The sequence below is a fragment of the Vibrio sp. PID23_8 genome, assembly GCF_003584965.1.
In the GTDB taxonomy this organism is placed as follows: Bacteria; Pseudomonadota; Gammaproteobacteria; order Enterobacterales; family Vibrionaceae; genus Vibrio.
The window spans coordinates 130406-147881 of the sequence record NZ_LIXE01000006.1; the positions used below are offsets into that span (position 1 = coordinate 130406).

19 protein-coding genes and 1 pseudogene are annotated in these 17476 nt (G+C 42.8%); 5 read left to right on the forward strand and 15 right to left on the reverse strand.

Annotated elements, in window-relative coordinates; translation table 11 throughout:
* Positions 1 to 23: 23 nt before the first annotated feature.
* The 10 genes from uspE to ccoN all read right to left on the reverse strand — a co-directional run bounded on the left by uspE (position 24) and on the right by ccoN (position 9002).
* Positions 24 to 971, reverse strand: coding sequence for a universal stress protein UspE (gene uspE, locus AK966_RS12390; protein ID WP_099077980.1), 948 nt, complete (start codon positions 969 to 971; stop codon positions 24 to 26).
* 180 nt (positions 972 to 1151) lie between these two features.
* A complete protein-coding gene (locus tag AK966_RS12395) occupies positions 1152 to 1898 on the reverse strand; it encodes an FNR family transcription factor (protein ID WP_099077979.1) in 747 nt (248 codons plus the stop codon).
* Positions 1899 to 1988: 90 nt separating this feature from the next.
* The gene (locus tag AK966_RS12400) at positions 1989 to 2666 is read right to left on the reverse strand and encodes a sulfite exporter TauE/SafE family protein (RefSeq protein WP_119464250.1); all 678 of its coding nucleotides are present in this window, start codon (positions 2664 to 2666) and stop codon (positions 1989 to 1991) included.
* A gap of 9 nt (positions 2667 to 2675) precedes the next feature.
* Positions 2676 to 2840, reverse strand: a complete 165-nt coding sequence (gene ccoS / locus AK966_RS12405; RefSeq protein ID WP_099077977.1) for a cbb3-type cytochrome oxidase assembly protein CcoS — start codon at positions 2838 to 2840, stop codon at positions 2676 to 2678.
* A gap of 10 nt (positions 2841 to 2850) precedes the next feature.
* On the reverse strand, positions 2851 to 5214 hold the full coding sequence (locus tag AK966_RS12410) for a heavy metal translocating P-type ATPase metal-binding domain-containing protein (RefSeq protein WP_119464251.1): 2364 nt from the start codon (positions 5212 to 5214) through the stop codon (positions 2851 to 2853).
* A 4-nt stretch (positions 5215 to 5218) separates the two neighbouring features.
* Positions 5219 to 5695, reverse strand: a complete 477-nt coding sequence (locus AK966_RS12415) for a FixH family protein (protein WP_099077975.1) — start codon at positions 5693 to 5695, stop codon at positions 5219 to 5221.
* 89 nt (positions 5696 to 5784) lie between these two features.
* A complete protein-coding gene (ccoP, locus tag AK966_RS12420; RefSeq protein ID WP_099077974.1) occupies positions 5785 to 6759 on the reverse strand; it encodes a cytochrome-c oxidase, cbb3-type subunit III in 975 nt (324 codons plus the stop codon).
* Positions 6759 to 6932 (reverse strand): CcoQ/FixQ family Cbb3-type cytochrome c oxidase assembly chaperone, encoded by a 174-nt coding sequence (locus AK966_RS12425; RefSeq protein ID WP_099077973.1) that lies wholly within the window; start codon positions 6930 to 6932, stop codon positions 6759 to 6761. The genes ccoP and AK966_RS12425 overlap by 1 nt, the downstream gene beginning before the upstream one ends.
* Positions 6933 to 6944: 12 nt before the next feature.
* Entirely contained in the window at positions 6945 to 7562 is a 618-nt protein-coding gene (gene ccoO / locus AK966_RS12430) for a cytochrome-c oxidase, cbb3-type subunit II (RefSeq protein ID WP_099077972.1), read from the reverse strand.
* Between the two features lie 12 nt (positions 7563 to 7574).
* Positions 7575 to 9002, reverse strand: a complete 1428-nt coding sequence (gene ccoN / locus AK966_RS12435; protein WP_172438038.1) for a cytochrome-c oxidase, cbb3-type subunit I — start codon at positions 9000 to 9002, stop codon at positions 7575 to 7577.
* Between the two features lie 255 nt (positions 9003 to 9257).
* Between ccoN and AK966_RS12440 the strand changes: the two genes are divergently transcribed.
* The 3 genes and pseudogenes from AK966_RS12440 (at position 9258) to AK966_RS12450 (ending at position 12634) form a co-directional block, all read left to right on the forward strand.
* Positions 9258 to 9614, forward strand: a complete 357-nt coding sequence (locus AK966_RS12440) for a hypothetical protein (protein WP_099077970.1) — start codon at positions 9258 to 9260, stop codon at positions 9612 to 9614.
* Positions 9615 to 9726: 112 nt separating this feature from the next.
* Positions 9727 to 10914: pseudogene (locus AK966_RS12445) on the forward strand (FIST signal transduction protein).
* A complete protein-coding gene (locus tag AK966_RS12450; RefSeq protein WP_119464252.1) occupies positions 10904 to 12634 on the forward strand; it encodes a response regulator in 1731 nt (576 codons plus the stop codon). Before AK966_RS12445 ends, AK966_RS12450 begins: the two are co-directional and overlap by 11 nt.
* Positions 12635 to 13150: 516 nt before the next feature.
* Here AK966_RS12450 and AK966_RS12455 read toward each other — a convergent pair.
* The 5 genes from AK966_RS12455 to matP form a co-directional block, all read right to left on the reverse strand.
* The gene (locus AK966_RS12455; protein ID WP_099077967.1) at positions 13151 to 13357 is read right to left on the reverse strand and encodes a hypothetical protein; all 207 of its coding nucleotides are present in this window, start codon (positions 13355 to 13357) and stop codon (positions 13151 to 13153) included.
* Positions 13358 to 13452: 95 nt separating this feature from the next.
* Entirely contained in the window at positions 13453 to 13668 is a 216-nt protein-coding gene (locus AK966_RS12460; protein ID WP_119464253.1) for a hypothetical protein, read from the reverse strand.
* 131 nt (positions 13669 to 13799) lie between these two features.
* On the reverse strand, positions 13800 to 14123 hold the full coding sequence (locus tag AK966_RS12465; protein WP_119464254.1) for a hypothetical protein: 324 nt from the start codon (positions 14121 to 14123) through the stop codon (positions 13800 to 13802).
* 122 nt (positions 14124 to 14245) lie between these two features.
* Positions 14246 to 14557, reverse strand: coding sequence for a DUF3634 family protein (locus tag AK966_RS12470; RefSeq protein ID WP_099077964.1), 312 nt, complete (start codon positions 14555 to 14557; stop codon positions 14246 to 14248).
* An 11-nt stretch (positions 14558 to 14568) separates the two neighbouring features.
* Positions 14569 to 15018 carry a macrodomain Ter protein MatP gene (gene matP, locus AK966_RS12475; protein ID WP_099077963.1) on the reverse strand — a complete coding sequence of 150 codons (450 nt, stop codon included), beginning with the start codon at positions 15016 to 15018 and terminating at the stop codon, positions 14569 to 14571.
* 211 nt (positions 15019 to 15229) lie between these two features.
* Between matP and AK966_RS12480 the strand changes: the two genes are divergently transcribed.
* Positions 15230 to 16870 carry a Lon protease family protein gene (locus tag AK966_RS12480; RefSeq protein WP_119464255.1) on the forward strand — a complete coding sequence of 547 codons (1641 nt, stop codon included), beginning with the start codon at positions 15230 to 15232 and terminating at the stop codon, positions 16868 to 16870.
* A 70-nt stretch (positions 16871 to 16940) separates the two neighbouring features.
* The gene (gene fabA / locus AK966_RS12485) at positions 16941 to 17459 is read left to right on the forward strand and encodes a bifunctional 3-hydroxydecanoyl-ACP dehydratase/trans-2-decenoyl-ACP isomerase (protein WP_010448008.1); all 519 of its coding nucleotides are present in this window, start codon (positions 16941 to 16943) and stop codon (positions 17457 to 17459) included.
* Positions 17460 to 17476: the final 17 nt, after the last annotated feature.

The following is a 17476-nucleotide window of genomic DNA, read 5'->3' on the forward strand; positions in this document are numbered from 1 at the left end:
ATTTCTAGCGGTAAAAAATAACATTACGAGGCAGTGTTAGGATCAAGGGGACTAATGTAACCGTTCGGTTTCAAGGCCAATACATCGCAATTGATTTTATCAATTACATGTTCCGCGGTATTACCGATAAACACAGCTGATAAGCCTGTACGCCCTGTAGTACCAAGGATCACCATCGCTGCATTTAGCTTTTCTGCCGTTGCTGGAATGATATCTTCTGGTAAACCTTGTTCAACGATGGTTTGCTCTTCGTTCAAACCATGTTTTTGACGAAGTGCTTTCATTGCCGTTAAATGATGCCCACGAACGGCATCGGTATAAGTTGTTGGGTCGAATTCTGGCAATTCAATGGTAATGTTAGCTGGAGTGACTGGGTAAGCATTAACGAGGAATGGTTCAGCGTCGAGTCGATTGCTGATTTCTTTAAGACGCTCTACCATCGAGTCATTCAGGTCAATATGAGTTGGGTTTTCAGAACCAACGTGAACAGAAGCAAGAATTCTTGCATGCTCAGGCCAATCCGCATTTTTGATGAGAAGTACCGGGCTAGGGCACTTACGTAACAAATGCCAATCTGTTGGCGTGAAAATGACAGATTCTAGAACGTCGTGTTTACGAGTTCCTTTGATCACTATATCGTGATCACCAGCGAACACTTCAGCAATGATTGCTTCATAAGGGCGATTATGCCAAACAACACAAACATCAAAGTCGAATCCATCTTCTAAATACGGCTGGGCAATCTTACGCATCCACAGTTCGCGTTGATGGATAACCCCCCGACGCATAGCATCTCTTTCATCAACCGATAGCATTGAAGTCATATCATACGAAAAATCGTAGATTGAAAGAAAGAAAGTGATTCGGCTTCGGGATACACTTTTTTGAGCTAATTGAACTGCTCTTGCAAGAGCTGGCTGCTCATCATGATTGATGTCAGCAACAACAAGAATCTTACTGTATATACTCATAACTAAGCCCACTTATGTTGTAGAACCAATTACTGAAAATAAGATAAATCAGTATATTGGAGTACACAAGGTACATTTTTAATGTAGCTCAGTTTAAGTGATATATAGAGGAATTTTTAAGGGATTTTGGAAGAAATATGATGTAGCTCATTTACGAGCTACATCAATTGATAGGAAAATTTAATTTTTACTTACACCAGCAAGTTCCATCAATGCATCATGATCTAATATGGTGATGTACTTACCCTTCACGCTCAGAATTTCAGATTTCTGGAAGCGCCCAAGTAGTCGGCTAATGGTTTCAACGGTTAGACCAAGATAGTTACCAATGTCACCACGTGTCATGGTCAAACGAAACTCTCTAGGACTAAAGCCACGTTGCGAGAAACGCGTTGATAGGTTGTACAAGAAAGCCGCCAAACGTTCTTCCGCATTCTTTTTGGAAAGGAGCAGAATCATTTCTTGATCTCCTTTAATCTCATTGCTCATCAGACGCATGATTTGTTGACGAAGCTTAGGCATCTTTCCTGATAAGTCATCAAGGATCTCGTATGGGATCTCACACACCATAGAAGTTTCTAGTGCTTGAGCAAAACTAGGGTGACAATCACCGGTAATTGCATCAAAACCGACTAGATCTCCCGCTAAGTGAAATGCTGTGATCTGTTCATCGCCTTGCTCAGTAATCGTGTAGCTCTTAATCGTTCCGGAGCGAATCGCGTACAGCGATTTAAGCTCATCACCCGCTTTGAAAAGTTCTTGCCCTTTTTGGATAGGCTTTTTTCGCTCGATGATTTGATCCAACTGATCAAGTTCAGACTCATTCAGTGTGAACGGAATACACAACTGGCTAATGCTACAATCTTGGCAATGAATCGCGCAACCGCCTGATTGGATGCGCTTTGTTGCAGGCTTTTCAGAAATCATAACAACCTTTCACTATTTGATATACATCAATATTTTATCACTGCTTAAGCATAAAGGGTAGCAAAAATATTGATGAGAATGACTTCAAGATTAGCTGAAACCAAGCATTACCATCGCACCGAATGCGGTATATAGACCATAAGTGATTAAGATTAAGGCTGAAATATTTCTAAATATTACAGACTTTTGAAGCTTTTTGAATTGAGTTGCGCCATAACCAACGGTTAGCATTGATGGGAGTGTGCCCAGGCCAAAGGCTAACATAATTAAACCGCCATTCATTGCACCACCGGACACCGCTGACCAAGTCAACGCAGAATACACTAAACCACAAGGTAACCACCCCCAAATAAAGCCAAATGATAGTGCATGAATAGGGCGCTTTAATGGCAATAATTTCTTGCCTACGGGAGAGATGTACTTCCAAATATATTGACCAACTTTTTCTATTAACAGTAGGCCTTGCCACCATTTAGCAATATACAGAGCGACCAAAATCATAAACATCGCAGCGATAAAACGAAGCCAAGCTAAAGGCTGAGTCAACCCACTAAGCTCAGAAAGACCGGAAACCATGCCACCCACGAGCGTACCAATAACGGCATAACTCAAGAGGCGCCCCACATTATAAAAGAGCGGAATTAATGAGGATGGCGTGTGGTTTGGTGTGCTCATGGAGAGAAGCGATGCGATACCACCGCACATCCCCATACAATGACCGGCCCCAACGAGACCGATCATAAAAGCTCCAATAAAGTCTGGACTCATATAATAAGGCTAGGATTTTTTGTTATGTGTTTTTTCTTCTTCACCCAATAGGATGTTGTGACCTTGCCGCTCAAGGTCTTCGAACTGATCGCTACGAACGGCCCAAAGAAATACGGCGGCAGCTACACAAACCAATACAATGGCGATAGGGATTAATATGTAAAGACTTTCCATGTTAGCTCTCTTACTTTTCTTTAAGCAGTCTCAAAGAGTTCGAAACTACAACTATAGAGCTCGCAGACATGCCAACTACAGCAACATACGGTGCGACGAGACCTGCGACTGCCAGCGGCAAAATTAACAGGTTGTAACCCAAAGACCAAGCTAAGTTTTCTCGAATTATCTTTCTTGTACGTATCGCAAGCAATCTGGCTTCCAATAACTTTTCCAAATTGTCGCCAAGAAGCGTCATATCAGCAGAAGCTTTCGCTACATCGGTTCCACTACCCATTGCAACTGAAAGGTGGGCACCCGCCAATGTAGGCGCATCGTTAATACCGTCCCCGACCATCATCGTGATGTCGTTTTGAGCTAGACTCTTAAGGTATGCGAGTTTGTCTTCCGGTTTTGCAGAGGCGATTACATGATCAATACCGACTTCGTTCGCAACCGGTTGTGCATTTTGCCGTGAATCACCAGTCAGCAATGTGGTTTTAATACCCGCATCCGCGAAACGTTGGATAAACGCTCGGCTTTCTTTACGGATTGGGTCACGATAATAGAATGTAGACACATGGCTATCATTTACCGATAAGTAAACGGCATTACTTTCATCTCTGGCTTCACCGAGCACAAATGCGGCACTACCAATCTTTACGGTTTTATTTCCCCATGCGCCTTGAATGCCTGAGCCGATGATATTTTGAACGTCAGTTACAGCCACATCCTGTTTTACAAAGCTAGAAAAGGCGCGAGCAATAGGGTGGTTAGCGTGGGCTTCAAGCGCTGCTGCAATCGCAAGACTATCTCTATCGGTGAGCACGCCAAACGTTTTGGTCTCGCTGATTTCGATGTCCCCTTTGGTCAAAGTGCCAGTTTTATCCACCACAAGGTGATTGATCTTACAAAGCGTTTCGAATACATGTCCTTTACGCAGTAGGATACCAAACTTCCCCATGCGAGAAGTGGCACAGGTTAGAGCCGTTGGTGTTGCCAACGATAGCGCACATGGACAAGTTGCAACCAAAACAGAAAGCATGATCCAGAATGCATCATCTGGCTTGGTTTGATGCCAGTAGAACCACGTTCCTGCAGAGATAATCAGAATCACACCAACAAAGTAACGCGCTACTATATCCGCAATCTCGGCGATCTTAGGCTTGGAGTGTTGTGCTTCGTCTTGCAGGCGTACGATATTAGAAATCATCGAATCCGCTTTTGAGTTGGTGACTTCAAGCTCAAAAGATTCTTCGCCATTTAGTGTGCCGGCATAGACAGCATCGCCAGCTTTTTTTACGACATGAACAGATTCACCTGTAAGCATAGATTCATCAATGTGGATCCGCCCAGAAATGACTTTTCCGTCTGCAGGAATATGCTCACCAGGAAGGACACGAATGCGGTCGCCGACCTTTAGAGTCTTAACTGGAATTTGCTCGCCTTCGAGAGTGGTTGCAATTGCTGGAATGAGTTTCAACAGATTTCCACTTGCCGCAGCGGCTTTTCTTCGAGCGCGCATCTCCAGAAAGCGGCCAACCAACAAAAAGAAGGTAAACATCGAAATGGACTCAAAGAATACCTCTCCTTGTTCTGTTGCGGTCGCAACTAAACTTGCCACGTAGGCGAAGATCAATGCTATAGAGACCGGTACGTCCATGCCCAACGTTCGACCTCGAATGCTTCGCCAAGCATTAAGATAGAATGGCAGTGCGGAATAAAGGAGCACAGGAGTGGCAAAGATCAAACTTACCCAACGGAAATAGTTTTTGAATTCAGGCTCTAGGTCACCAAAGACCTCGAGATACAGAGCGACAGCCAACATCATTACCTGCATCGTCGCCAGGCCTGCGATACCCAAGCGATAAAGGTATTGTTTCATCGTGCGATGATAAGAAGCTTCTTGTTTATCTGCTTCAAACGGAGCCGCTTTATAACCCAACTTATGAATAACTGAAAGCAACTCACTTAAGCGAACTTGTGTTTTGTCCCATGCAAGAAGTGCACGGTTAGTGGTCGTGTTGACACGAATAGATACTAAGCCTTTTGCATTTGAGACTTGTTTCTCAATTAACCAAGCACAAGCGGCACAGGAAACACCGTCTAAAGAAAGGGTGACCTCAGAGATATTTTCATGGTTACGCACGAACTCTGATTGGACCTCTTCGTTGTCATAGTGAACCAAAGCTTGAAGTTGCTCAGGCACTAAATCAGCCTTTTCAGCTGGAGCCGTTCGGTATTGGTAGTAGGAGACAAGGCCACTGTCGATAATGGTTTGTGCCACAGTTTCACAACCTGGGCAGCACATATCGCGAATTTCATCTAATATCTCTACTTTGAAATCCGTGTTGGCTGGTACATCGTCACCACAGTGATAACAGGATTTACACATAGACTTACTTCATTAATGGCGTTGGTGATGCTGGGAACTCGACTCGACCTTGAATCATCCATTCCTTGTTGTGGGGTTGAAGCTCGACGAACCAAGGGCCTTGGATCGACTCATCCGCAGCTAGACGATAATTGCCTTTTGCATCTGCCGTCAATAGCTTGGTGAAATCACGATCTGGCAGAGTGCGGTGTGTAAATGTCGCCATCAATGCGGGGAAGTGAGGCAACTTGCCTTTAACCAAGCTAATAACAATGGTGTCATCACCAGAAGAAACCGTCGCGTTGAGACCAAGATCACGAGCGACGTTCATTTTACTGATGTCGATATTGATGCCTTTACCTTTTTTATAGTAATCCTCAGCGACCAACGATACCGAGTTGCTAGCGAAAACGACAACGGTGACGATTGTCCATACAATGACAGTAAGAGGAAGGATGATCAGGAACCACGGCCAGAATTGTTTATACCAAGGCTTTACCATAAAAATGTTCTCAACAGCTAAATGAAAAATTGTAAGGCTTTAAATTTAAAGGAAAGACAGCCCCTATAAAAGGGGCCGTTATTGAAATGTTACTTATTATCAGAGTTGCTTAGGCTCCAGACGTAAGCCGAAACCAGCTGAACCTTGTCTTCACCTAGAATGTCCTTCCAAGCTGGCATTACACCGGAACGACCGTTCATTACCGTTTCAGTAACGTCTGCGCGAGAGTCGCCGAATAACCAATATTGGTCAGTCAGATCCGGCGCACCAACAGCAGGGTTACCCTTACCGTCAGTACCGTGACACGCCGCACATACGACGAAGCGGGCTTTGCCGGCAGCAGCTTCACGTGCGTTAACTTTACGGCCAGAAAGACTAAGCGTGTAGCTTACGACTTCTTGAACACCTTGTTCGCCAAGTGCATCTTTCCAACCCGGCATTTGACCGATTCGACCTTCCATTACCGTAGTAACAATCGCTGCAGGTTCACCACCATATAGCCATGCATCATCGGTTAAATTAGGGAAACCTTTTTGACCACGAGCATCAGAACCGTGACACTGAGAACAGTTCTGTAAGAACAAACGCTGACCAACTTTGATTGCTTCTGGATCTTGCGCAATTTCAGGAATAGGGCGCAGACCGTCAGTATTATGTGCAAGTTTGCGGAATGCTTCGCCAAAATATGCATCAGCATCATCCAGCTCTTTCGCATACTGGTTTAGTTGTTTGTTTTCTTGCGCGCGCGCGATGGCTTCTTTTGACTCTTCCAACGTACGAACAGTTTGATCTGAACTTTGCCAGTTTAGGACACCTTTAAAGTTGCCTAGTCCTGGGAATAGGGTCAGATAGATAGCTGCAAACACGAAAGTGCTCACAAATAGGTAAGTCCACCACTTAGGCAGTGGATTATTAAGCTCGCGAATACCATCGTACTCGTGGCCCATGTCTTCCCCTTCCTCGACGCCCATTTTATCTTTAGCGCACCAAGTCAAGAGGATCGCACAGCCTACTAGCGTACCGACAGTAATCACGATAATCCAGAGACTCCAGAATGTAGTCATTACTTCTTCACTCCTTGGTTATTTGAGGTCGTTTGTTCTTCGTCAGCAAACACCAAGTTAGCATCTTCTTCGAAGCGCGCTTTGCGTTTCTTACTGAATGCCCACCATACGATGCCCATAAAACTAGCGAAGAGCACAACGGTATAAATACTATGAATTGTACCGAAATCCATATGACCTCCTTACTACATTGCATGACCAAGAGACTGAAGGTAAGCGATGATTGCATCCATCTCTGTTTTACCTTCGACTTCTTTAGCCGCATTCGCAATTTGTTCATCTGTGTATGGAACACCGAACTGGTTGCGGAACACTTCTAGTTTCTTCTGCGTCAGCTTACCGTCTAGTCCATTCTCTTCTAGCCATGGAAAACCTGGCATGTTTGACTCTGGCACGAGTTCGCGTGGGTCAATTAAGTGAACGCGATGCCACTCGTCAGAGTAACGTCCACCAACGCGAGCCAAATCCGGACCAGTACGCTTAGAACCCCATAGGAATGGGTGCTCCCATACGCTTTCACCAGCGACAGAATAGTGGCCATAACGTTCAGTTTCGGAACGGAATGGACGGATCATCTGACTGTGACAAACGCTACACCCTTCACGGATGTAAACATCACGACCTTCCATTTCCAGAGCGGTATAAGCACGTAGGTTTTCAACGGGCTCAGTCGTTTGCTTTTGAAAAATCAGAGGTGTGATTTCAACAAGCGCACCCCAACTGATGGCAAAAACGATGAAAATAGCCAGCAAGCCGACATTGCGTTCAAAGATTTCGTGGCGATTATTCGAATTATTACTCATTCTTTAATCTCCTTATGCCGGTTGAGGGATAGCTTTTAAGCTTTCTTTAGTCGCAGTTACCGTCTTGTACGTGTTGTATGCCATCAGGAACATACCTAACAAGAAGATGAAACCGCCTAGGAAACGTACGAAATAGAATGGGTAAGACGCTTCTACTGACTCGACAAAGCTGTAAGTCAATGTCCCGTCAGAGTTCACAGCTCGCCACATTAGGCCTTGCATCACACCGGAAATCCACATCGCAACAATGTAGAGAACCGTACCGATCGTTGCTAACCAGAAATGCACATTGATCAAACTAACAGAGTACATGCGCTCTTGGCCAAATAGACGAGGAACTAGGTGATACACAGAACCAATAGAAACCATAGCAACCCAACCTAACGCACCAGAGTGAACGTGACCAATGGTCCAATCCGTATAGTGAGAAAGGGCATTTACCGTCTTGATTGACATCATTGGCCCTTCAAACGTAGACATACCGTAGAAAGACAACGAAACAATTAGGAAACGTAGAATAGGGTCGTAGCGAAGCTTATGCCATGCGCCAGACAGCGTCATAATACCGTTGATCATACCACCCCAGGACGGAGCGAATAGAACCAAAGACATCACCATGCCTAGAGACTGAGTCCAGTCAGGTAACGCGGTATAGTGTAGGTGGTGAGGACCAGCCCAAATGTACAGAGAAACCAGTGCCCAGAAGTGAACGATAGATAAACGGTAAGAATAAACAGGGCGTTCAGCTTGTTTAGGGACAAAGTAATACATCATACCTAGGAAACCAGCGGTCAGTAGGAAACCTACCGCATTGTGCCCATACCACCATTGAACCATAGCATCCACTGCACCGGCATAAATCGAGTATGATTTACCGAGAGAGACAGGAATTGCCATACTGTTCACGATATGAAGTATTGCTACTGTAATGATAAAGGCACCGAAGAACCAGTTAGCCACATAAATGTGAGAAGTATTACGCTTAACGAGTGTTCCAAAGAACACCACCGCGTAAGATACCCATACAATCGCAATAGCGATATCAATTGGCCATTCCAACTCAGCATATTCCTTACCAGAGGTAATACCTAAAGGTAAGGTGATTGCTGCAGCAAGGATGATTGCTTGCCAACCCCAAAAGGTGAAGGCAACGAGTGGGCCACCAAAAAGACGCGTTTGACAGGTACGCTGAACAACATAATAAGATGTTGCGAACAGAGCACTTGTACCAAACGCAAAAATTACCGCATTAGTATGCAGCGGACGTAAACGACTGTACGTCAACCACGGCGTATCAAAGTTTAGCTGTGGCCAAACTAATTGAGCGGCAATCAAAACACCAACAGCCATACCAACTATGCCCCATAAAATGGTCACGAGGGTAAATTGGCGAACGACTGTATAGTTGTAGTTTTGTTCAAGCTGCTTTACTTGGCTCATTTGCATGCTTCCAATTTCTAATTAACTACACTTCACTTCCAACACGACTTTCGTCGTAACACCACCCAAGTAAACTCAAGAATTAAAGTGTTATGATAACTTTTTTCTATTGCTGACTTTAATAAAAAGTGGCATTTTCAGCCAGGCACTATACTTGAATTAACAATTCAATGACAGAGTAGTAACCTTACTAAGCCTCTGGAATTCAAGTTTTATTTAAAAAGTTTGAAGTTTGTAACAAGGATATTAGGAATTATGCCTGCACAAAAGTTAACAAAGGCGCGACTTGCACAAATCTTAATCATGCTCAGTCTTTTAGTTGGTGCCTTTTTCTGGCGCACCTTTACTTATGAAGCAAGCAGCATTGTGGATTGTTCACAAAAACAGCGATGTGATGTAACAATTGGACCTGAAAAAATCATAATAAACAAAGCTACTGACGGATTTTCGATCGAAAGCTCAGAAAGTGACAGTGTGAAAGTTGATCTAAATCAATCCGGTGAGTTTATTGTTATTGATGATAACCATCACAATGTTGCCTGGAGTGATATTTCGAAAGAAAGAGTGATTCATTTCAAATCAAGCAAAAATATCATCGAAGTACAATTATAAATCAGATCTGCCCCGTATTAATTGTGGATTTTATGCACAATTAATACGTTCTTAGGTAGCAGTAAATTATAACAGTGGTATAACAGTAAAGTAGAAAAAATAATAAACGCGTATGCACTGCCAAACCACATTTACCTATATAACAGACGAACATTTAGCGATAGCAAAAATTCACTCAGAGCTTAATGCGGCCAATTTATGTCATCTCATCTGCTACTATACTGAGGAGTATGACTTTACAGCTATTCATGAGGCAATTCTAAAGTACTTTCCCGATATCTCTTTTCACGGCGCCAGTTCGTGCCAGGCAATCATGACCAATAGTGGGTATCATAAGGGGCCAGTGATCGCGGCTTTAGCGATTTTTGACTCGGGACAGTACGCCTACGGTACTGGAATCGCGACTTATAACACGAGTATAAAAGCAAGTGTAAATTAGGCATTGAACATGGCGTTACACCATGCGGAATGTCCCGGCGAAGTCCCTAATCTGATTCTGTTGCACTCGACTCCTGGCAAAGAAGAAGAGATCATCGAGTACATAGATAACCGATTTGGCACTTTAATCCCCATCATAGGGGGCTCTGCTGCCGATAATCATATTGAGGGAAACTGGTCAATTATGACCACTCAAACCTATGAACAAAGCGGGGTCAGCTTAACGTTATTTTACTCATCTCAACCGGCTGCGATTGCTTTTAGCGCTGGTCATTCACCGACAGAGTTGGGCGGTATCGCGACTAAAACACAAGGTCGCTGTATACTAGAAATTGATCACCAACCCGCGCTTGGGGTCTATCGTAAATGGACCAAATATCACGAACAGCATTTAGCAAGAGATAGCTTCCTCTTTACTAACACCAGTGCGTATCCATTAGGACGTGTCGCGGGGAATTTATATGGTCGACCATACTACAAACTCTCCCATCCAGTAAGAGAAACCGATGATGGTGGAATTGAACTATTTTCCGCTGTCAATGAGGGAGAGGCGCTCACCCTGATGCAAGGAAGCCGTGAGCAACTGATTGCCAGAGCGGCGAGGGTGGTTAGCAGCGCATTTAATCAAAAGTTGGAAGATTCGCAAAAAATAGGCGTGATTAATATCTTTTGTGCTGGATCTATGTTGCACTTAAAACAAGACATAAATGCTGTTTGTGATCAAATTAACCAAGAACTCGACAATCTACCATTTATATGTCCATTCACCTTTGGTGAGCAGGGGCGATTCATAGGTGGTGAACATGGACATGGAAACTTGATGATTTCATCAGCTATTTTCCACAAACCTTATGAAAAATAAACACTCAGAAATATTTCAACAAGAAGCGTTGCAAGAGGCATTAGCCGAACTCAAGCACACAAGGCAACGAGAAAAACAGCTCGCAGATGAAAACCGAGCGATCCTATCAGCCATCTCTGCGATGAGTGAAGCTCGAAACCGAAACGAGATATTCACAGGCCTAATTACGATCCTTAAAAAATATATTAACTTCGATGATTTTGTTGTCATAACGCGTGAAGAAAGTAGACAAGATTTTGTCACGCTTATCTCGACGAATAGTGTTTTTGAAGACGTAAGTTGGTTACAGGGTAATACGTTTAATAGGGTGATCAATGGAGACTGCATTTTGGTGTTTGAACCATTGAAATTAATGGAGTTGAGTCATTTCAATCGCTTTATTCAAAATCATGTAAATTCGGTGATATTGGCGGGCATTTGTTCAGAAGTTACTCAAAATATTATCCTGCTTATTGGGGGACAAAAAGGGCATTTCAGCCTCGAACACAAAGAAACCCTGCAACGATTTAGCCCATTGATTGAAAGAGCGGTTATCGACATCGAAACCAAAGAAAAGTTACAACGTATTGTTGATATTAGAACATCGGAGTTAGCGAAAGCACGAGAAGAAGCTGAGAAAGCTAACCATTCTAAATCTGAATTCTTAGCCATGATGAGCCATGAAATACGCACGCCACTAAATTCAGTATTAGGCATGTTAGATGTCTTAAAGCAATCAACGCTACGTAATGACCAATCCAAAGTGTTAGATCAGATGGAGTGCTCTGCAGAACTGTTACTAGCAATCATAAGTGACCTTCTTGATTTATCCAAAATCGAAACGGGCAGTTTCCAACTCAGCGAGCAATGGACAAATCTTAGTGACACTGTCACGTCCGTCATTTCACAACAAGAACAAGTGGCTAAAAGTAAGGGTCTGAATTTTAAGATAAGTTGTAATCTAGATAACAACACTCAGTATTGGATTGATTCAACACGAGTGTCTCAGGTTTTATTTAACTTAATTGGAAATGCAATTAAGTTTACGGACCGTGGACATGTCGGTGTATCAGTAGCGCAAGCCGGTGGTGAACTGTTGATCTCAGTTACTGATACAGGGATAGGTATTTCACAGTCAAAGTTAGAACATGTCTTTTTTGCATTTCACCAAGCTGACAACTCAATCACACGTCGATTTGGTGGTTCTGGGCTTGGGCTCGCCATTACAAAACATTTGGTTGAAATGATGCGTGGCACGATCAGTGTAGAGAGTACGGAAAATGTTGGGTCACATTTTAAAATTCGAATCCCGGTATTAACGCGTAATAACCAAAAGTTCCCAGTCAAATTCGAAACAAATAGACCATCAAAAACAAAGAATATTCTCATTGTTGAAGATACCGAATCAAACCAACTCGTCATCAAATTAATACTTAATAAGCTAGGCCATCATGTTTACATTGCGAATCATGGAGCGAAGGCCATAGAGCTCTTAGATGAGAACAGTCAAAGTATCGATATGATTTTAATGGATATTTCGATGCCGGTGATGGATGGTATAACAGCAACAAGATTAATCCGAAATAAAGGAATTGAAATTCCCATTGTAGCGCTTACAGCTCATGCATCAGAAAGCGACAAGAACACATGTTTGCAAGCAGGAATGGATGGTTTCGTTTCTAAACCAGTTCGTAGACAAGATATCTACAAAGCAATTCAGTCATTATTTGAAACCGCGTAGCGCATTAATATAGATCTTAACAATCGATAGATTATTAAGATCTATATTAAGTATTTTATGGTAAATAGCGATTATGTTTAATGGTATACACAGAACCCCCTTAATTTTTAAATCTGAGAGGGATAGGAGCCTAACCAGGTAATAAATACGCATACGTGTACATCATATTTAACATAACACATATAATGCGCACTAAGGGGTTGGTTGTTAATAAAGGCTAACACTTTGATTGTGACTTTTATAAGTATATGATAAACAAGCTATAATTTTTTATTTTGTGAATGTTTATAACCCAAGTGACTTGTACTATCTCTGACGATTGTTTTGTGCAATCTATGAAAAATGACCAAATCCCCGACCGCAACAGCTAAGGTTCGGCTTTTCTTTAGGCTTCATTTGATGCTAAGGAAAAATGATGTTTGAAGTCCGTCGAGGTCAATCGATATGCCCAGATATCGACTCCCTGTCCGCTGTGTAAATCGTTATTCATCTGGGCATGAAACCTTGTTGCAGGTTTTAAACGTTGTCATCGTCATCACGGTTTCGTACATCAGTTTTTATACATTTTTCCTTGTGATACAGCCAAGCAAAAATCGCAGTAGTAAACACTAAAAAGCTGACCAGTATATTCGCAACCCAAGAATCATGTTGTAATGGAAGTCTTAAGACAGTTGCAGTCACCATCGCGGAGGCTACATAGATAGCTAATAATCTTTTATTCACTATTTCTTTCCTTGTAATTCATTTCGCTTCCATACGCATAAGCCTCAAGAACCATACCGAATGCTTTACGTCAACAACGTGACACTGTAATAAAATCAAAATGCCAGTGTCATTTTTCCTGGTGTGGTGGCTCGAATCGCTTTTAGCGCCTGAGCCGATATCTGCACGTTGGCAAACCAGAATGGCTTGTGTCTTTTATAAATGATATCGCTTCTTGCTAGCCCATCATAAATTGCATATGCCCTAGCCTGCGCTAATGCTGCCCCGTAGTCACTGCGCTGTGCCACTGGTATTTGGTCTAGATCCTCCAATACCGCTGTCTTAATGTAAGACGAAATTGCTTGTTTAGTAAAATAAATGTGATGTTAATGCCAAGATTCACGCGTTTGCAGTGACAGCTCTCTGAATCTTAAGTTGTAAAGTCACTTAGGGTCGCTTCACTTTATCCTTTCGACGAAATGTGCAAGCGAATGTATTTTTCTGGAATGGTATAGCGGTAACACTTTCCTATTTTTATTTTGGACTTTACGTATTTGCACACAGAGCTGTCTCCACTTCCTCTAACTTTTGTTATACAGGCTTTCTTGCCTTTGTGTTCCATTTCAATCATGACATCACAATAACCATGGTATTCGTCAAACCTTTTATCGACGCTCTTTTGTAGTTTTGTTTTGATCTTTCTAGCCAATGGATTGGTTTCAGCGTCATCGGCGTAGCTTACCGCACTCAACAAGATAAACACTAAAATTGTGACAACGTAGCGCATTGGTTTTGTTTTCTCTATTACTATCAACCTTGATTTCAAGGTTACCGATTTAACGGATATAAAATAGAAACGGGACGCAATTATGCGTCCCGTTTAACAGTGCTACGTAATGGATATGTAACCTAAGCGCGTTTTTTATCTTTGTTTGTCTTAAAACCTTGATGAGGAAAGACATTGCGTATTCTTTGCTGAACCTTTTTAGGCACGTCCTTTGAAAATGCCAATCGCATTCCTGTTCGTTGACTATAGACCTTCATTTCACCGTTAAATGGATCGTGTTCGGCGATATCTTGCAAATTGTGTTTAAAAGATGGAGGTAGATGGCCTTTCACTTTAGACATGCGTCCGTTTTCAAAAGACACTTTGAGAACGGGCCTATCAACCGCGATAAGCCAAAAGATAACAACTGCAGCAATCAATATTACATATAGCATTTTGTTACTCCCTAGCTAGATAATAACTTACTCAAATCTTCCTTAATCGATGTTACCTTCTGGCTGGCTTTTTCACTTCTTGATGCTTCAGATAACAAATATTCGATAGCATCCGACAAAGTACAACCAAGCTCGTTCGCTCTGTTGGACAGCTTCTCCCACACTCGGTAATCTAAGTCGATGGATTTCTTTTTAGTGTGAACTTGTTCAGCATTGAAATGACGCTTTCGTTTTGCACGAATCGCTTGCTTAAGCTTATTCTCAAGTGCTTCTGACATGTGGTTGTCGATCCAAGTAAGTACGAGCGTTGGTTCATGTTCTAACTTACGTAGTTCATTAACTGCCGCATCTGCTTCACTGGTATCTATATGTCGCGTGATCGCTTCACCATCTTTCCACTTTTTGATCAGATATTTCCATTTCCAACCACATTCCAAATTTTCAAGTTGCTGATATTTCATCCTTTCGACCCTTAAATCTCTTCTGGTGACAGCGTAACCCAACTGGTCAGATTCAGCAATTAAAAGTCATTAAAGTATCGATATGGATCACTGATTTGTCGATATTTCAACCTATGTCATATTCGCCCCATTTTCATTACGTAAATTCGGACTAGGGAGTTATTCGTCATTTCGCTATAATGGCGTCAATATTGAATTACGATGAACTTTAATGAACCAACTTAACTGGCAAGACGTCACCCCCTCTTTTGAACCGTATGAAGCACTCTTAAGCTCCACGTCATCAATCGCAACGAAAACATTCTGTGATCTTCAACCTCGATTGGTTGCGACGATAACGCGTTTTATCAACATTAAAGGCTTAACTCGCATTTTATTAGTGAACTGTACTGACAACTCTGTGTATAGAGGCTTTATTCGAGATACCGTCAAAAGTGGATCTGTTGGGCCAGTTATTATCACCGAGTCTTTAGATGCTAAGGCACTATTCGACCGCTTTTGCGTGAACAAAGATGGGCAAGTATCGATTGAGTCTGGTCTACTTTCACAAGCGGATGGCGGCTATTTGATTGTGCCTGCCAATTTGATTTTAGCAAATGCCGCACATTGGCCAAGTATAAAGTCTGCAATTCAGGGGGCGCCATTCCATCCACTAAATATTACCCCTAGTCGCCTTCCTAGCTCACAAGTTGAAGCAAAACAGTACGATATTAAACTCATCATTACCGGCGACCGCAATCAACTAGCGGAAATCGAATATGTTGACGACGATTTTTCTGCCGGTTTAACCATGTATACCGAGGTAGAAGAAGATATCCACCTGTCTGAGAACAACCTTGAACAGTATATTGGTTTCGTTCATTGGATTTGTAATCAATATCAACTACCACCGTTGGATGATACTGCGTTCAAAAGGTTGATGTTGGCGGGTATGCGTTTTACTGAAGACCAACATTACCTGCCTCTTGGCGTGTTGTGGCATAACCAACTTCTTGGGCTGGCAAGTCAATATACACAAAATGACGCCATTGATTTTGATGCTATCGATAAAGCGATAGATGACAAATATTATCGCGAATCTTATCTACCGCAGCGCGCTGTGGATGATATCCGTGATGGTCAGGTGATCATCGAAACGACAGGCGAACAAATTGGTCAAATCAATGGCTTAACTGTGATTGATATGGCTGGACACCCTGTCTCTTATGGTGAGCCTGCTCGAATTTCTTGTGTTATTCACTTTGGTGATGGTGACGTGTCTGACGTTGAGCGCAAAGCTGAGCTGGGTGGCAATCTACACGCTAAGGGCATGATGATCATGCAGGCGTTTGTTAGCTCGGCACTCGATCTTGATGCGCCGCTACCCTATGCTGCCTCTATTGTTTTTGAGCAGTCGTACAGCGAAGTCGATGGCGACAGTGCCTCTCTTGCCGAACTTTGTTGTTTAGTTAGTGCATTATCGGAAACCCCGGTTAATCAGCAAATAGCCGTAACCGGTGCCGTTGACCAATTTGGCCGTGTTCAAGCCGTTGGTGGATTGAATGAGAAGATTGAAGGTTTTTACCAAGTTTGTAAGCATCAAGGCTTTACGGGTGAGCAAGGCGTCATTATGCCAAAAACAAACCTAAAGCACCTTGCACTGCACAAAGAAGTGATCGATAGCATCAAAAATGGTGAGTTCCATATTTGGTCAGTATCCACGGTTGATGAAGCTATCCCATTGTTGATGAGCAAACCATTCCGAGGTGAAGACGACAGCATCATCAGTAAGATTGCGGAACGTATTGAAAACTTTGAAAGACATGAACATCCGGAAGGAATTGTGGAGCGCATCAAAAACTGGTTTGTCTAGTACTGATCGGAGTTGTTTAGCGTACACGTGTTCACTAACATGCATCTATCAAAAATTGGAGTAATTGATAATGCAAAACAAACGTGATTCTTATAACCGTGATGATCTTCTAGCCTCTAGCCAAGGCGAGCTTTTTGGTCCGGGTTACCCGCAGTTGCCTGCGCCAAATATGCTGATGATGGATCGTATTACCAAAATGTCAGAAACGGAAGGTGATTTTGGTAAAGGCTTGATCCTTGCGGAATTGGATATTACTCCGGATCTTTGGTTCTTTGACTGCCACTTCCCTGGTGACCCTGTAATGCCTGGTTGCCTTGGCCTGGATGCAATGTGGCAACTTGTTGGTTTCTTCCTTGGTTGGGTTGGCGGCAAAGGTAAAGGCCGTGCTCTAGGTGTTGGTGAAGTGAAATTTACGGGTCAAATCCTGCCAACGGCGAAGAAAGTCACTTATGAGATCCACATGAAGCGCGTCGTAAATCGTAAGTTGGTTATGGGTTTGGCAGACGGTCGCGTATGTGTTGACGGTAAAGAAATTTACGTCGCGAAAGATCTGAAAGTGGGTTTGTTCCAAGATACATCTAGCTTCTAATTGCCCTACGTTGGTCA

What these genes read in the sequence shown, in the direction of transcription:
- ccoO (WP_099077972.1), bottom strand. Translation starts at nt 7,562, where the DNA reads ATGAGTAATAATTCGAATAATCGCCACGAAATCTTTGAACGCAATGTC.
- AK966_RS12470 (WP_099077964.1), bottom strand. Translation starts at nt 14,557, where the DNA reads ATGCTATATGTAATATTGATTGCTGCAGTTGTTATCTTTTGGCTTATC.
- uspE (WP_099077980.1), bottom strand. Translation starts at nt 971, where the DNA reads ATGAGTATATACAGTAAGATTCTTGTTGTTGCTGACATCAATCATGAT.
- fabA (WP_010448008.1), top strand. Translation starts at nt 16,941, where the DNA reads ATGCAAAACAAACGTGATTCTTATAACCGTGATGATCTTCTAGCCTCT.
- ccoN (WP_172438038.1), bottom strand. Translation starts at nt 9,002, where the DNA reads ATGAGCCAAGTAAAGCAGCTTGAACAAAACTACAACTATACAGTCGTT.
- AK966_RS12400 (WP_119464250.1), bottom strand. Translation starts at nt 2,666, where the DNA reads ATGAGTCCAGACTTTATTGGAGCTTTTATGATCGGTCTCGTTGGGGCC.
- AK966_RS12465 (WP_119464254.1), bottom strand. Translation starts at nt 14,123, where the DNA reads ATGCGCTACGTTGTCACAATTTTAGTGTTTATCTTGTTGAGTGCGGTA.
- matP (WP_099077963.1), bottom strand. Translation starts at nt 15,018, where the DNA reads ATGAAATATCAGCAACTTGAAAATTTGGAATGTGGTTGGAAATGGAAA.
- ccoP (WP_099077974.1), bottom strand. Translation starts at nt 6,759, where the DNA reads ATGACTACATTCTGGAGTCTCTGGATTATCGTGATTACTGTCGGTACG.
- AK966_RS12480 (WP_119464255.1), top strand. Translation starts at nt 15,230, where the DNA reads ATGAACCAACTTAACTGGCAAGACGTCACCCCCTCTTTTGAACCGTAT.
- AK966_RS12410 (WP_119464251.1), bottom strand. Translation starts at nt 5,214, where the DNA reads ATGTGTAAATCCTGTTATCACTGTGGTGACGATGTACCAGCCAACACG.
- AK966_RS12425 (WP_099077973.1), bottom strand. Translation starts at nt 6,932, where the DNA reads ATGGATTTCGGTACAATTCATAGTATTTATACCGTTGTGCTCTTCGCT.
- AK966_RS12440 (WP_099077970.1), top strand. Translation starts at nt 9,258, where the DNA reads ATGCCTGCACAAAAGTTAACAAAGGCGCGACTTGCACAAATCTTAATC.
- AK966_RS12450 (WP_119464252.1), top strand. Translation starts at nt 10,904, where the DNA reads ATGAAAAATAAACACTCAGAAATATTTCAACAAGAAGCGTTGCAAGAG.
- AK966_RS12415 (WP_099077975.1), bottom strand. Translation starts at nt 5,695, where the DNA reads ATGGTAAAGCCTTGGTATAAACAATTCTGGCCGTGGTTCCTGATCATC.
- AK966_RS12395 (WP_099077979.1), bottom strand. Translation starts at nt 1,898, where the DNA reads ATGATTTCTGAAAAGCCTGCAACAAAGCGCATCCAATCAGGCGGTTGC.
- ccoS (WP_099077977.1), bottom strand. Translation starts at nt 2,840, where the DNA reads ATGGAAAGTCTTTACATATTAATCCCTATCGCCATTGTATTGGTTTGT.